Below are 14,670 nucleotides of genomic sequence, written 5' to 3' on the forward strand. Positions count from 1 at the left end.
TCACCGCATCTGCGGCACGCCGGGGGCCGGTCGGCCCCGACCTCGGATCTGTTGAGGTCGCATCCATCTCGTATCCAAGGACCGGCGAGGGTCAGTCGCGTTCGTCCCACCACGGCCGTACGGCCCACAGCGCCGAGACCGGGCCGTGCCCGGCGCCCAGCGGGTAGGCGTGGCGGACCGCCTCGACGATGTAGCGCTTCCCGAACCGGACCGCCGCCTCCAGCTCCATCCCGCGGGCGAGCCCGGACGCGATCGCGGCGGCCAGGGAGTCCCCGCCGCCGTGAGTGTGGCCGGTGTCGAAGCGCGGGCCGGGCAGCTCGACGGCGGTCTCGCCGTCGTAGAGCAGGTCCAGGCAGCCGTCGGTGTCCTCGGCGAGGTGGCCGCCCTTCACCAGGACCGCGCGCGGGCCGAGCGCGTGCAGCGCCTTCGCCGCGGCGTACTGGCCCGCGCGGTCGTGGACGTCGTGCTCGACGAGCAGCCGGATCTCGTCGAGGTTCGGGGTGACCAGCGTGGCCCGCGGGAACAGCGTGTGCCGGTAGGCGTCCAGCGCCTCGGCGGCCAGCAGCGGGTCCCCGTGCATCGAGGCCGCGACCGGGTCGACGACGAACGGCGTGGCCAGACCGGCGCCGATGCCGCATCCGTCGCAGGCCCGCGCGACGGCCTCGATGATCTCGGCGTTCGCGAGCATCCCGGTCTTCGCGGCCTGCAGCCCGATGTCGGAGGCGACCGTGGAGATCTGCCCGGCGATCGTGTCGACCGGGATCGTGTGCACGCCGGTGACGCCCACCGAGTTCTGCACGGTCACCGCGCAGACGGCGAGGCAGCCGTGCACCCCGCAGGCGGCGAAGGTGCGCAGGTCCGCGGCGATGCCCGCGCCGCCGCCGGAGTCGGTCCCGGCGATCGTCATGACCCGCGGGGGTGTGGTGCCGACGGTGGGTTCCATGGACGTGTCCTCCCTGGCCGGCATTACCCGGCCGGTACGCGGTCGGCGACGCCGGTCCGGTGGGACCCGGCCGCCCTCTCAGCCCGCCTGCTCCGCGAGCTCCCGCGTCGTGCGTGGTCGCCGACGACGGTAGACGGTGCCGGGGCCGCGGGTGGGATCCCCGCGGCCCCGGCGGTGCACGTCCCGGTCCGGGCCTCAGTCCGTGGCGGAGATCGGCAGGTACACCCGGCCGCCCTCGTCCCGGAACTCCCCGGACTTCTCCGCCATCCCGGCCTCGATCGCCTCCACACTGGTCAGCCCGTGCGCCTCGGCGTAGTCCCGGACGTCCTGGGTGATCTTCATCGAGCAGAACTTCGGCCCGCACATCGAGCAGAAGTGCGCCGTCTTCGCGGGCTCGGCCGGCAACGTCTCGTCGTGGTAGGCGGTCGCGGTGTCCGGGTCGAGCGAGAGCGCGAACTGGTCACGCCAGCGGAACTCGAACCGGGCCTGCGAGAGCGCGTCGTCGCGGGCCTGGGCGTGCGGGTGGCCCTTGGCCAGGTCCGCGGCGTGCGCGGCGATCTTGTAGCTGATCACCCCGACCTTGACGTCGTCGCGGTTCGGCAGTCCCAGGTGCTCCTTGGGCGTGACGTAGCAGAGCATCGCGGTCCCGGCCTCGGCGATGCGGGCTGCGCCGATCGCGGAGGTGATGTGGTCGTAGCCGGGCGCGATGTCGGTGGCCAGCGGGCCGAGGGTGTAGAACGGCGCCTCGTCGCACCACTCCTCCTCCAGCCGCACGTTCTCGACGATCTTGTCCATCGGGACGTGGCCGGGACCCTCGATCATGACCTGCACGTCGTGGCCGCGGGCGATCCTCGTCAGCTCGCCGAGGGTGGCGAGCTCGGCGAGCTGGGCCTCGTCGTTCGCGTCGGCGATCGAGCCGGGGCGCAGGCCGTCGCCGAGGGAGAACGTGACGTCGTAGCGGCGCAGGATCTCGCACAGCTCGTCGAAGTGGGTGTAGAGGAACGACTCGGCGTGGTGCGCCAGGCACCACGCGGCCATGATCGACCCGCCGCGGGAGACGATCCCGGTGACCCGCTTCGCGGTGAGCGGCACGTGGCGCAGCAGCACGCCGGCGTGCACGGTCATGTAGTCCACGCCCTGCTCGCACTGCTCGAGCACGGTGTCGCGGTAGACCTCCCAGCTCAGGGCGGCCGGGTCACCGTTCACCTTCTCCAGGGCCTGGTAGATCGGGACGGTGCCGATGGGGACCGGCGAGTTGCGCAGGATCCACTCGCGGGTCTCGTGGATGTCCCGGCCCGTCGACAGGTCCATCACGGTGTCGGCACCCCACCGCGTCGCCCACACCATCTTCTCCACCTCCTCGGCGATCGAGGAGGTCACCGCGGAGTTGCCGATGTTGGCGTTGACCTTGGTGAGGAACCGCTTGCCGATGATCATCGGCTCGCACTCGGGGTGGTTGCGGTTGGCCGGGATCACGGCCCGGCCGCGGGCGACCTCGGCGCGGACGAGCTCCGCGTCGCACCGCTCGCGGACGGCGATGTAGGCCATCTCGGGGGTGACGATCCCGGCCCGCGCCCAGGACATCTGGGTCCCCGGCTCCCGCGACCCGACCCACGGCTCCCGCAGCCGGGGCAGCCCGGCGTGCAGGTCGACGGTCGCGTCGGAGTCGGTGTACGGGCCGGAGGTGTCGTAGACGTCGTGGTGCTCGCCGTTGGAGAGCGGGATCCGCCGGACCGGGACGGTGATGCCGTCGGGTCCGGGGATCCAGGCCTTGGCCGACCCCTGGATCGGGCCGGTGGTGACCTGCTGCGGGCGCACTGGTGCCGTTGTCATGACAGTCCTCCCTGGCCGGCATTACCCGGCCGGTTCTGCGGTCGGCCACCGGCGAGTCGCCCTCTCAGCCCCGCGCGACGGAGCTCCCGCGTGTTCAGTTGGTCGTGCACCCGCACCGTAGGCACCGTCCGGCGACGCGCACCAGCCCCTCACCCGGCTGCGAGGAATGATCACAGGAGGTATCGGGTTCTCCACCGTTATGACGCAGAACGCTGAGCTCTCCCCGACCGACTGGGTCCGCGAGCAGACCGAGAAGATCCTCGAGAACGGCACCACCGAGGCCGTCACGGTCATGGACCGCCCGATCATCCTGGTCACGACGACCGGCGCGAAGTCCGGCAAGCAGCGCTACGTGCCGGTGATGCGCGTCGAGCACGGCGGCTCGTACGCGATGATCGCGTCCAAGGGCGGCACCCCGGAGCACCCGGCCTGGTACCACAACGTCGTCGCGAACCCGCAGGTCCAGGTGCAGGACGGCACGCAGACCGGCACCTTCGTCGCCCGCGAGGTCACCGGGGACGAGCGCCAGGAGTGGTGGGACCGCTCCGTCGACGCCTACCCGCCCTACGCCGAGTACCAGGAGAAGACCTCCCGGATCATCCCGGTGTTCGTGCTGGAGCCCGCGAGCTGAGCCCGGCGCCCGCGCTCCCGGTCCGCACCGGGCGCGCGGGCGGCCCCTCAGGCCGTGGCGACGCCGTGCGCGGGCTCGACCCGTCCGGCGCGGCGCATCGGCCCCACCGAGGCGACCACGGCGACGGCGACCACCACGGCGGCCAGCCCGCCGAGCTGGCCCAGCGGCAGCGCCGTGACCGACCCGATGCCGGTCGCCCGCAGCGCCAGCAGGCCGTAGACACCGCCCAGCACGACGCCGAGCACCGCCGCGACCGCACCGGCGAGTGCCGCCTCGAACGCCACCGCCCGCCGGGCCGCGGCCCGCGACAGACCGAGCGTGCGCAGCAGTGCGATCTCCCGGGTCCGCTCGCTGACCGACAGCGCGAGGGTCACCCCGACCCCCACGACGGCGACGAGCAGCGTGATCCCGACCAGCCCCAGCCCGATCCCGCGGACCGCCCCGACCGCGGACTCGGTCTGCTCCCGCAGCTCCGCGGTGAACGTGACGGGCGCCTCGCCTGCGGCCCGCACCACCGCCGTACGCACCGCGACCGGGTCGGCCCCCGGCGCCGGGTCGACGAGCACCGTGCCGTCGGACACCCTTGCGGTCAGCCCGGGCTCGGCGTCGAGCCGGGCCACGAGCGTCGCGGCCTCGGCGTCGTCGCCGGCGAACACGACGACGTCGGCCGGGTAGTTCCGTTCGATCGACGCCGTCGCGTCGGCCGAGGCGCCGGCCACGGCCACCAGCAGCGCCGCGGTCAGGCCCACGCCCAGTGACAGCACCGTCGTCATCGCCGCGGTGCGCCGCGACATCCGCCGCGCGTTGCCCACCGCGATCCGGCCCGGTGCCCAGCGTGCGACGACCGGCGCCACCAGCGCCGCCGCCCCGGACACCACGAACGGCCCGGTCACCACGAGCGCCGCGAACACCAGCATCCCGGACAGCGCGGCCAGCGCCGTCCCCGCCAGCGGGCTCCCCATGCCCACCCCGGCGACGGCGAGGACCACGGCCAGGACGAGCGCGACCGCGGCGAGCGGCAGCCGTACCCGGGCCCGCGGTGCACGGGCCCCGCTCGCGTCCGCCGCGCCGAGCGCCACCACCGGCGGGGTCCGCCCGGCGGCGAGCGCCGGGGCGTCCAGCCCGGCCGCGCCCGCCGCCGCGAGGACGGCCCACCCGCCCGCGACGGCCACGAGCGCCCCGGCGACCCCCGCGACCAGCCCGGTGAGCGCCGCCTCGACCAGAACCGACCGCGTCACCTGCCCGCGGCCCGCGCCGACGCAGCGCAGCAGCGCCAGCTCACGGGTACGGCGGGCCAGGACGATCCGGAACGTCGAGGCGACCACCACGGCCGCGGCGACCAGCGCCAGCCCGACGAACACCGACAGCCCGGCGAGCAGCGCGTCCGCCGACGCCGAGGCCGACGCCAGGTCCTCGGTGCGCTGGTCGTCGGCGGTCCGGACACCGGTGACGCCCGGGACGGCGGCGAGCGCGGCCGGGTCCGGATCCCCCGCGACGGCGGTCCGGTGGCCGGACAGACCGGCGGCGGCCGGGTCGTCGTCGCGCACGACGAGCACGTCGCCGTACCCGGAACGGACCGGCACCACGCCGGTGACGGTCAGCGTGCGGTCGCCGAGGCCGACGGTGGCGCCGGGGGCGAGCCCGGTGCGCTCCGCGGTGACCGCCCCGATCAGCGCCTCCCCCGGCCCGGACGGCAGGCGACCGGCCGTCACCGGCTCCAGCCCCTGCAGCGGCCCGGTCATCGGATCGGTGCTCAGCAGCCAGCTGCCGCTCGCACCACCCGCGACGACGGCGGCCGGCCCCGACCGGGCGGTCGACACCCCGGTCACCCCGGGCACCGCGCGCAGCCGGTCCTCCAGCTCCGTGGTGGCGGCCCCGGCAGAGGTGTCGGTCTCCACGGCGAACGTCGCGCCCGCGGGCACCGAGGACGTGCTCCCGACGAGGTCGGCCCGCAGGCTCGCGGTCAGCAGCACCGCACCGGCGGCGAACACCGTCGCCACCAGCACGGCCAGCCCGGTCAGCAGCAGCCGCCGCGGACTGCGCCGGGCACCGGCGACCGCGGCGCGGGTGGCGGGGTTCACCGGGTCACCGGCCCGGTGGCCGTGACGTCGGACAGGGCGGGGTCGTCGGCGCCGGTCAGCGCGCCCATCGCGGACAGCACCCGGTCCGGGGTGGGCCGGTCCAACCGGCCGGCGGCACGGCCGTCGCGCAGCAGCAGGACCTGGTCCGACGCGGAGGCGGCGATCGGGTCGTGGGTGACCATGACGACGGTCTGGCCGTAGTCGTCGACGCAGGCCCGCAGCAGACCCAGCAGTTCGCGCCCGGAACGCGTGTCGAGCGCACCGGTCGGCTCGTCGGCGACGACGATCTCCGGGCGGCCGAGCAGCGCCCTGGCCACCGCGACGCGCTGACGCTGCCCGCCGGACAGCTCCGAGGGCAGGTGGGTGAGCCGGTCGGCGATGCCGAGCCGTTCGACGAGCTCGGCCCGCCAGGCGTGGTTCGGCCTGCGCCCGGCCAGGGAGGCGGCCAGGTCGATGTTCTCGCCCGCGGTGAGGTGCGGCAGCAGGTTGCCGTCCTGGAAGACGAAGCCCATCCGGTCGCGCCGGACGCGGGTCAGCGCGGTGTCGTCGAGGCTCCCGAGGTCGGTCCCGCCCAGCAGCACCTGCCCGGACGTGGGCCGGTCCAGCCCGGCCAGGCAGTGCAGCAGTGTCGACTTGCCCGATCCGCTCGGGCCCATCACCGCGGTGAACCGCCCCGCGGGCAGCCACAGGGTGACGCCGTCGAGCGCGCGGACCGTGGCGCGCCCCCGCCCGTAGGTGCGCACCAGGTTCACCGTCGCCGCGGCGACCTGCGACGGCACGTCGGCCGGATTCCTCAACCCCTCGATCATGACGACGAGGCTGCCGCTCGACGGGGGTCCGGGGCATCGGCCCGTGGTAGGGCGTTGCCCGACCGGGTCGTCGTACTTCCGACCGAGGTCGGAGGGTCGCCGCCCGCCCTACGGTGTGTCCCATGAGCACCGCACCACGCCGCGGCCGCCCGCTCCTGGCCGGGCTCGAGCTGCTCGCCTACCTGTTCTGGGCGGGGTGCGACGCCGTCCTGGCGATGAACTACGTGGGCTTCTGGGTGCCGAGCGGGGCGGTGTACGGCCTGCTCGTGGCAGGCGTGGTGCTCCTCCGGTACCGGACGGGCAGCACGGCACTCCCCGTGGCGGTGGTCGCCTACGGACTGTCCGCAGCCGGCTCGGTCGCGGGGCTGGTGACCGGCGGGATCCCGTTCGTGTCGCTGACCGAGCTGTTCGCGCTGGCCGTGGTCACGGTGTCGGTCGTGCGGACCGCACCGGTCCGGGTCGTGCTCGCGACGGCGGTGGTGTCGCTGTGCCTCATCGTGGGCATGCCGCTGCTGCGCGTGCCGGACATCGACCGCGAGGTGTTCGCCAGCCTGACCGTGGTCGGCTGGGCCGGGACGATGGTCGTCGCGACCGCGGCGCGCGAGCTGTGGCAGCGCCGCTCGGCCCGGCTCGCCCAGGCCCGCAACGACGAGCGCCTGGAGCTGGCCCGCGAGCTGCACGACACAGTCGCCCACCACGTGACCGCGATCGTGGTGGCCGCGCAGGCCGGGGTCGTCGTCGCGGGGAGCCGCCCGGAGGAGGCCGGCCGGGCGCTGGAGTCCATCGAGCGGGCCGGCGCCGAGGCCCTCGACGGGATGCGCCGCATGGTCGGGGTGCTGCGCGCCGGTGCCGACGGCGGCGCCGACCGCGCCCCCGGCCACGACGTCGCCGACGTCGAGGACGTCGTCGGGCGGTTCGACCCCGAGCGGACCCGCACCCGGCTGGAGATCGCCCCCGAGGTACGGGCCGCCGTGCTCGGGCCCGCGGTCGCGGCGACCGCGTTCCGGGTGGTGCGCGAGGCCCTGACCAACGTGCACCGGCACGCCCCCGGCGCGACGACGGTGTCGGTCGGCGTGCACCTGCAGGCCGGGAGACTGGTGACCGTGGTGCACAACGACGGGACCGGGACCGAGAACCCGCTGCGCGACCCGGGCGGGTTCGGGCTGGCCGGGATGCGTGAGCGGGTGGAGGCCCTCGACGGCTCGCTGCACGCCGGGCCGGACGGGCCCGGCCGGTGGATCGTCGTCGCCGAGGTGCCCGCCGGGGCGGGCCGGTGACCGCGATCCGCGTCCTGCTCGCCGACGACCAGGAGATGGTGCGCACCGGCTTCGGGCTGATCCTCTCCGCCGAGGACGGCATCGACGTCGTCGGCGAGGCCGCGACCGGCACCGACGCCGTCGCCATGGCCCGCGAGCTGCGCCCGGACGTCGTGCTCATGGACGTCCGGATGCCGGGGATGGACGGGATCGCCGCGACCCGCGCGCTGACCGCGGACCCGCTCCCCCCGCGGATCGTGGTGGTGACGACCTTCGACCTCGACGAGTACGTCTACGGCGCGCTGCGCTCGGGGGCCTGCGGGTTCCTGCTGAAGACGGCGGGCCCGCGGCTGCTCGTCGAGGCGGTCCGGGCCGCCGCGGCGGGCGACGCCCTGGTGTCGCCGTCGGTCACCGTGCGGCTGCTGGAGCGGCTGACCGAGCCGGAGCCGGCCCGTGCCGAGGTCCACGCCGCGCTGTCACCGCGCGAGCTGGAGGTGGTGAAGGCGGTCGCCCGGGGCCGGACGAACTCCGAGATCGCCGGGGACCTGTTCGTCTCGCTGTCCACGGTGAAGACCCACATCGCCAACATCGGGTCCAAGCTGGACGCCCGCAACCGGGTGGAGATCGCGGCGTGGGCCTGGGAGAACCGGCTGGTCGAGTAGGGCCGGACCCCTCAGGCCCGGGCCGCGCTCCGGCCGACCGGGGCGAGCGGGCCACGCGGCGCGGGGATCCGCAGCGATGCGGCGACGTCGCCGAGCGCCTCCGGGCAGGCGACCGGCGCGACCGGCAGCGCGGGGACGTCGGAGTCGAGCACGGCACCGGCGGAGCGGGCGCGGTCGTGGTCGGAGGCGCGGGCGTCCCACAGCTCGAACAGCGGCTGCGCGGCCATGACCAGCAGCACCGCGAGGACGGGGGCGACGGCGAGGATCGAGAGCAGCATGGGGACCACGGTGCCCGCCGGGGGCACCCCGCCACATCGGCCGCGGGGCCGGTCTCCCGGGCCGACCCCTAGTACCGGGGTATGACTCCCGGGGTCGGACCCGGGGTCATCCCCGGGGGACGTCCTCGGCCTCGACGGCCGACGGGTCCCACGAGTCCGACGGCGAGCCCCAGCCGTTGCGCTTGAGCATCTTCTTCGCCGCGCGCTGGTGGCGGCCCATCAGCCGGTCCAGGTAGAGGTGACCGTCGAGGTGGTCGGTCTCGTGCTGCAGGCACCGGGCGAAGAACCCGCGCCCCTCGTAGGAGACCGGCTCACCGTCGAGATCGGTGCCGGTGACCCGGGCCCACTCCGCCCGGCCGGTCGCGAAGTTCTCGCCGGGCACCGACAGGCAGCCCTCCTGGTCGTCGTCCGGGTCGGGCATGACCTCCGGGATCCCGTCGGTCTCCAGCACCGGGTCGACCACGACACCGCGCCGCATCGTGCGCGTCTCCTCGTCGGGGCAGTCGAAGACGAACAGCCGCAGGTCCACTCCCACCTGGTTGGCCGCGAGCCCGACGCCGTTCGCCGCGGCCATCGTCTCGAACATGTCCTCGACCAGCGTCCGGACCGTGTCGTCGACCGTGCCGACGGGGCGGGTGGGGGTGTGGAGCACGGGGTCGCCGACCATGCGGATGCGCAGAACCGTCACCGGAGCAGCCTACGGTCGCCGCCGGGCGTGACCCGGCCGGGCGGTTTCGGTGTCGTCCGACCCGCCCTCCAGGCGCGTCGCAGCCCGGGACCGTCGGTCCCCTGTGGTTGAATCCGCACCGCGAATGACAGACGTGTCGTTCGTCGTCGCGGCGCCCGGGCGGGGCCGCCGCAGCACGAGATCGTCGTCCGCTCGAGGAGCGTGATGGAGTCCGCCGGGTCCCTGCCGGAACGCCGCGGAGCGCACCGGCGCACCGCTGCCGCGTCCCCCCGCGAGCTCGACCGTCGCGAACGCGAGATCCTCGCGTTCGAGGCCCAGTGGTGGAAGTACGCGGGTGCCAAGGAACAGGCGATCCGCGAGCTGTTCGACATGTCGGCCACCCGCTACTACCAGGTGCTGAACGCCCTGGTCGACAAGCCCGAGGCGCTGGCGGTGGACCCGCTGTTGGTCAAGCGTCTGCGCCGGCTGCGTTCCAGCAGGCAGCGCACCCGCGCCGCCCGTCGCCTCGGCCTCGAGCCCTGACAGCCAGGAGGTCACGATGACCGCACCCGCGTCCGGCGGGCAGTCACCGCTGAAGATCGCCGGTATCGCGCTGATCGGCGTCGGTGTGGTCGCCGCTGTCGTCGGCCTGATCGGCCTCACCGGCGGCGGTGAGGACGGTGGCAACCAGGCCGCGCCCCCGTCGGCGTCGGCCGAGCCGGCCCCGGCCCCCGCTCCGGGGGACGGCACCGGCGACGGCGCCACGCCCGGCACCGGTGGCACCCCCGCCCCGGGCACCCCCGGGGAGACCTCGCCGTTCACCCCCGGAGCGCCCGGCACGCCGGGCTCCCCCGGGTACGACGGCGCGGGCCCGGCCGTCGCCGCGCCGCCCGCCGCGGGCTCCGGCTCCGCGGGCCAGGGCGGCTCCGGTTCCGCAGCCGGTGAGGGGTCCGCCGTCGCGGCCCGCCCGGTCGTGCGGATCTACAACAACTCGACCATCCGCGGTCTCGCCGAGAAGGCGGCCGGGGAGTTCCGCACCAACGGCTGGACCGTGTCCCAGGTGCAGAACTACTCCCAGGGCGTCATCCCGACCACGACCGTCTACTACCGGCAGGGCACCGGCGAGAAGGCCGCCGCCGAGGAGATCGCGAAGAAGTTCGGTATCCGTTCCGAGCCCCGCTTCGACGGCATTCAGGACGCGACGCCCGGCGTCATCGTGATCGTGACGCGGGACTTCTCCGCCGCCTGACGTTCCACACGCACGACGGCCCCGGACGCCTCCGCGTCCGGGGCCGTCGGCGTTCCGGGGCCGTCCGTGTGCCGGACTCAGCCGTCGCTGCGGCGACGGGCGTAGGCCTCCAGCTCGGCGACCTGCGCCGGGTCCAGCGACGCCCGCACCGTGCGGCGCGCCGTCGCCAGGTGCGCGGCGGTCACCTCGCCCGCGTCGAGGGACTCGCGCATCGCGGTCAGCGCGGACTCGCGCAGCAGCGCCGCGCAGTCCGCGGCCGAGTAACCGTCCAGTTCGGACGCGAGCGCGTCGAGGTCCACGTCGTCGGCCAGCGGCACGTCGCGGCCCGCCGCGCGCAGGATGTCCGCCCGCGCGTCGGCGTCCGGCGGCGGCACGAACACCAGCCGCTCCAGCCGGCCCGGCCGCAGCATCGCGGGGTCGATCAGCTCGGGCCGGTTCGTCGCCCCGACCACGACGACCTCGCGCAGCGGTGTCGCGCCGTCCAGCTCGGTCAGCAGCGCGGCGACGACGCGGTCGGCCACCCCGGCGTCGGTGGAGCCGCCGCGACGCGGGGCGAGCGCGTCGACCTCGTCGAGGAAGATCAGTGCGGGGGCGGCCTCGGCCGCCCGGCGGAACAGCTCGCGGACCGCGCGCTCGGACTCGCCGACGTACTTGTCGAGCAGCTCGGCGCCCTTCACCGCGAACACGTTGAGGTCACCGGAGCCGGCGAGCGCACGCAGCAGGAAGGTCTTGCCACCACCCGGCGGGCCGTAGAGCAGCACCCCGCGCGGGGCGTCGACCCCGAGCCGGGCGAAGGAGTCCGGGTGGCGCAGCGGCCACAGCACGGCCTCGGTGAGGGCCGCCTTGACCTCGGTCATGTCACCGACGTCGTCGAGGGTGAGGCCGCCGCTGCCCAGCGTGCCGCCACCGGACAGCGAGATCGGGCGGACCGAGCCGACGGCGTCGAGCAGGTCGGACTGACGGACCTGCTCGGTGGGGTCGGAGCCGGTGCCGCGCAGCGCCGCGCCCACCGCGGCCTCCCGGCGGACCGCCGCGAGGTCGGCGACGACGAACCCCGGTGTGCGGGCGGCGACCGCGCCCAGGTCGACGTCGTCGGCCCGGGGTACGTCGGCCAGCAGCCGCTCCAGCAGCGCACGCCGGGTCGCGGCGTCGGGCAGACCGACCGACAGCTCGCGGTCGACCAGGTCCGGCGCCCGCAGCCGCGGGTCCAGGGCCTCCGGCTCGGCACTGGTGACGACGAGCGCGGGCCCGCCCGGCGCGGTCGCCGCGCGCAGCTCGTCGAGCACCAGGGTGGCCAGCGGCGGCGGGTCGGTGGCGGGGAGCAGGGCGTGCGCGTCGTGTACGAGCAGCACCGCGGGTGCGCCGGTGCCGGTCCCGCCGGTGCGGGCCTGCGCGATCGCCGCCCGGACCCGCTCGGCCGCGGCGGCCGGCTCGACGGCGGCGACCGCCGGGGCCACGAGCTCGACGCACCGGGCGCCCGCCGCCGCGGCCGCGCTGCGGACCAGTGTCGCCTTGCCCGCGCCCTCCGGCCCCGAGACGAGCACGCCGAGCCGGGCGTCGCCGCCGAGCCGGGTCAGCAGCTCCGGGCGGCGGAACATCAGCTCGAACCAGTCCAGCAGGCGGCGGGCGACGGCCTCGTTCGCGGCGAGGTCCTCCAGCGGCAGCACGGGCTCGGCGGGTCCGGCCGGCGCGTCGGCCCCGGCCGCGGCTCCCGCGGCCCGCACGGCGGAGGGGGCGGTGGAGCCGCGCCCGGCCCCGCCCGGGCCGGGGACACCGGGCCCGGGCGCCGCCGGTCCCGCGAGGGCCGGGCCGCCGTTCCCGGGGACGCCGGAACCGGGGATGCGGAGCGCGCCGGCTGTGGCCGGGGCGGGGTCGCCGGTATCGCGGCCGCCCTGCCAGCCCACGACCGTCGACGGCGTCACCACGACCGGCCCCGCCGGGTCGGCGACCGCGACGGTCAGCAGCTCCGAGGTCCACGTCCCGCCGACGGCCGCGGCCAGCGCGCGGCGCACCGAACGGACGTCGGCCCCGGCCGCCGGGGCGATGTCCTGCGGGAGCAGGGACACGGCGTCGCCGCGGACCAGGACCTTGCCCGTCAAGGCGAGCCGCAGTGTCGCCGGGGCGACCGTCGCGGTGGTCAGCGCGGACCCGACCAGGCGCACCTCGCGGGCCGCGGTGACCGACGCCGGCGCGACGACGACGGTCGCGCCGTCGGTCAGCCCGGCGTTGGACAGGGTGACGTCGTCGAAGCGGGCCTGACCGTGCGGGTCGCCCGGCTCACCGGCGACGGCGAGCGCCGCGGTGACCCGGGCCCCGGTGAGCGTCACCGCGTCCCAGGAGCGCAGGCCGAGCGCGGCGAGCACCTCGGGGTGCAGCCGGACGACACCGCGGCGGGCGTCGGCGGCCGCGGGGGCCAGTCGGGCGACGAGCTCCAGCACGGGCGGTCCTCCGGGGGATCGGGTCAGCGACGGCGCAGGCCGAGGCGGCGGCCGGAACCGCGGGGCGCGGCGGCGACGCCCGGACCGCGCGGGTCGCGGACGGCGCCGGTCTCGCGCATGCCGTCCCGGCGGGCCTCGCCCTCCGGGTCGAGCCGGCGCCGGACACCGCGGGCCACCGCACCGGCACGGCCGGCGACCCGGCGGCGCAGCGGCGGGCGCAGACCGAGCCGACGGGCGGACCGGGCCGCGCGGGCGACGGCGCGGCGCTGGCGGGTCGGCACGTCCCACGCCTCGGGGTGGTGCGACAGCCAGCGGTAGCGGTAGGCCGTCCAGGGCAGGAGCAGCAGGTAGACGAACCCGGCGACGGCGATCCCGAGGAACGGGATCGTGATCAGGATCGCGACGACCGCGGCCACCCCGACGAGCAGCCACCGGGTGGCGCGCGGGGAGACCCGGACCGTCTTGAGCGACAGCGTCGGGATGCGGCTGACCATGAGCCCGGCCGTGACCAGCGCCCACACCGCGACCAGCGGACGCTCCGACCACCAGCCCTGACCGAAGTGCAGCCACAGGTAGATCGGGATGCCCGCGGTCAGCGCGGCCGCGGGAGCCGGGACGCCGACGAAGAACTCCCGGGCGAACGGCGGGGCGCTGTCGTCGTCGATCAGGGTGTTGAAGCGTGCCAGGCGCAGCGCCATGCACACCGCGAACACCAGGGCCACCATCCAGCCGGCCCGGGTGCCCTCGAACGCCCAGATGTAGATGACCAGGGCGGGGGCGACACCGAAGGACACGAGGTCGGCCAGCGAGTCGAGCTCGGCGCCGATCCGGCTGGAGGCGTCGAGCAGCCGGGCCAGGCCGCCGTCGAGGGCGTCGCAGAGCGCGGCCACCAGGACGGCGATGATCGCGAAGTCGAAGCGCGACTGGAGCGCGAAGTAGACCGCCGTCAGGCCCGCACAGAGGTTGAGGACGGTGACCGCGTTCGGCAGCAGCCGCACGCCGGCGGGATAACCGCCGGCGGGGCGGGACATCCCCACGACCTCAGCGCTCCGCCGGCCCGGCCACCAGGCCGAGCACGGTCTCCCCGCCCACGGTCCGCTGGCCGGGGCGGACCAGCGCGGTCGTCCCGGGCGGGAGGTAGGTGTCCACGCGCGAGCCGAACCGGATGAGGCCGAACCGCTCGCCCGCGGCGACCTCGTCGCCGTCGCGCAGGGCGCAGACGATCCGGCGGGCCAGCAGGCCGGCGATCTGCACGACCCCGACCCCGACGCCGTCGGCGCGGACCACGGTGATCGCGTTGCGCTCGTTGTCCTCGCTCGCCTTGTCCAGGTCCGCGGACAGGAACGTGCCGGGCGAGTACTGGACCCGCGCGACGCGGCCGTGCACCGGGACCCACTGGACGTGCACGTCCAGCACGGTCAGGAAGATCGAGACCCGGGTGTGCGGGACGCGCGGCAGGTCGAGCTCGGCGGGCGGGACCGTCTCGGTCACGGTGGCGACCGCGCCGTCGGCGGGGGCCAGCACCGCGTCGGTGCGCAGCGGCGGGGTCCGGACGGGGTCGCGGAAGAACAGCGCGGTGGCCGCGGTGGCGAGCAGGCCCGGCAGGGTGCCTCGGCCGGTGAGGGCGCGCACCCCCGCCGCGGCGAGCGCCACACCGGCGACGATCGGACGCCCGCCCGGGTGCATCGGGGGGATCGCGTCCCGGACCAGTCGGGCGATGTGGGTCGGGGAGGTCCCGGTTCCTTCGGCCATGGTGGGTCGTCGGCTCCTGATGCTCCGGTGGGGGATCACCAACGCTACGCGGGCGCCGCGGACGGCTGTCC

At 75.9% G+C, this 14,670-nt stretch carries 14 protein-coding genes; 5 read left to right on the forward strand and 9 right to left on the reverse strand.

Annotated elements, in window-relative coordinates:
* Nucleotides 1-91: 91 nt before the first annotated feature.
* Together thiD and thiC are read right to left on the reverse strand one after the other, a co-directional pair.
* Nucleotides 92-943: a bifunctional hydroxymethylpyrimidine kinase/phosphomethylpyrimidine kinase gene (gene thiD / locus MTO91_RS24445; RefSeq protein WP_174525526.1), complete on the reverse strand. Its 852-nt coding sequence runs from the start codon at nt 941-943 to the stop codon at nt 92-94.
* A gap of 195 nt (nt 944-1,138) precedes the next feature.
* Nucleotides 1,139-2,776: a phosphomethylpyrimidine synthase ThiC gene (gene thiC / locus MTO91_RS24450; RefSeq protein WP_251782920.1), complete on the reverse strand. Its 1,638-nt coding sequence runs from the start codon at nt 2,774-2,776 to the stop codon at nt 1,139-1,141.
* Nucleotides 2,777-2,975: 199 nt separating this feature from the next.
* On the opposite strand from thiC, the gene MTO91_RS24455 reads away from it, so the two are divergent.
* The gene (locus MTO91_RS24455) at nt 2,976-3,407 is read left to right on the forward strand and encodes a nitroreductase family deazaflavin-dependent oxidoreductase (RefSeq protein WP_405421475.1); all 432 of its coding nucleotides are present in this window, start codon (nt 2,976-2,978) and stop codon (nt 3,405-3,407) included.
* Between the two features lie 47 nt (nt 3,408-3,454).
* Here the strand turns inward: MTO91_RS24455 and MTO91_RS24460 are convergent, their stop codons facing one another.
* Nucleotides 3,455-5,488, reverse strand: a complete 2,034-nt coding sequence (locus MTO91_RS24460) for an FtsX-like permease family protein (RefSeq protein ID WP_476652929.1) — start codon at nt 5,486-5,488, stop codon at nt 3,455-3,457.
* Nucleotides 5,485-6,297, reverse strand: a complete 813-nt coding sequence (locus MTO91_RS24465; RefSeq protein WP_226367756.1) for an ABC transporter ATP-binding protein — start codon at nt 6,295-6,297, stop codon at nt 5,485-5,487. Before MTO91_RS24465 ends, MTO91_RS24460 begins: the two co-directional genes overlap by 4 nt.
* Nucleotides 6,298-6,419: 122 nt before the next feature.
* On the opposite strand from MTO91_RS24465, the gene MTO91_RS24470 reads away from it, so the two are divergent.
* A complete protein-coding gene (locus MTO91_RS24470; RefSeq protein WP_476652931.1) occupies nt 6,420-7,574 on the forward strand; it encodes a sensor histidine kinase in 1,155 nt (384 codons plus the stop codon).
* Nucleotides 7,571-8,215, forward strand: coding sequence for a response regulator (locus MTO91_RS24475; RefSeq protein ID WP_476652933.1), 645 nt, complete (start codon nt 7,571-7,573; stop codon nt 8,213-8,215). Before MTO91_RS24470 ends, MTO91_RS24475 begins: the two co-directional genes overlap by 4 nt.
* 11 nt (nt 8,216-8,226) lie before the next feature.
* On the opposite strand, the gene MTO91_RS24480 is transcribed toward MTO91_RS24475, so the two are convergent.
* Together MTO91_RS24480 and MTO91_RS24485 are read right to left on the reverse strand one after the other, a co-directional pair.
* Nucleotides 8,227-8,493, reverse strand: coding sequence for a hypothetical protein (locus tag MTO91_RS24480; protein WP_405421467.1), 267 nt, complete (start codon nt 8,491-8,493; stop codon nt 8,227-8,229).
* Nucleotides 8,494-8,599: 106 nt separating this feature from the next.
* Nucleotides 8,600-9,181 carry a peptide deformylase gene (locus MTO91_RS24485; protein ID WP_100878846.1) on the reverse strand — a complete coding sequence of 194 codons (582 nt, stop codon included), beginning with the start codon at nt 9,179-9,181 and terminating at the stop codon, nt 8,600-8,602.
* 204 nt (nt 9,182-9,385) lie between these two features.
* Here MTO91_RS24485 and MTO91_RS24490 point away from each other — a divergent pair, with 204 nt between their 5' ends.
* Nucleotides 9,386-9,703, forward strand: coding sequence for a DUF3263 domain-containing protein (locus MTO91_RS24490; protein WP_100878847.1), 318 nt, complete (start codon nt 9,386-9,388; stop codon nt 9,701-9,703).
* A 16-nt stretch (nt 9,704-9,719) separates the two neighbouring features.
* Nucleotides 9,720-10,409, forward strand: coding sequence for a LytR C-terminal domain-containing protein (locus tag MTO91_RS24495; protein ID WP_405421464.1), 690 nt, complete (start codon nt 9,720-9,722; stop codon nt 10,407-10,409).
* A 77-nt stretch (nt 10,410-10,486) separates the two neighbouring features.
* On the opposite strand, the gene MTO91_RS24500 is transcribed toward MTO91_RS24495, so the two are convergent.
* The 3 genes from MTO91_RS24500 to MTO91_RS24510 are packed head-to-tail and all read right to left on the reverse strand — an operon-like array spanning nt 10,487 to nt 14,599.
* Nucleotides 10,487-12,847 carry an AAA family ATPase gene (locus MTO91_RS24500; protein WP_476652935.1) on the reverse strand — a complete coding sequence of 787 codons (2,361 nt, stop codon included), beginning with the start codon at nt 12,845-12,847 and terminating at the stop codon, nt 10,487-10,489.
* A gap of 23 nt (nt 12,848-12,870) precedes the next feature.
* Complete coding sequence (gene pssA / locus MTO91_RS24505; protein WP_476652936.1) at nt 12,871-13,878, reverse strand: CDP-diacylglycerol--serine O-phosphatidyltransferase; 1,008 nt, start codon at nt 13,876-13,878, stop codon at nt 12,871-12,873.
* 10 nt (nt 13,879-13,888) lie between these two features.
* Entirely contained in the window at nt 13,889-14,599 is a 711-nt protein-coding gene (locus MTO91_RS24510) for a phosphatidylserine decarboxylase (RefSeq protein ID WP_226354032.1), read from the reverse strand.
* Nucleotides 14,600-14,670 lie beyond the last annotated feature (71 nt).

It is taken from the genome of Pseudonocardia sp. 2-7 (assembly GCF_056341085.1).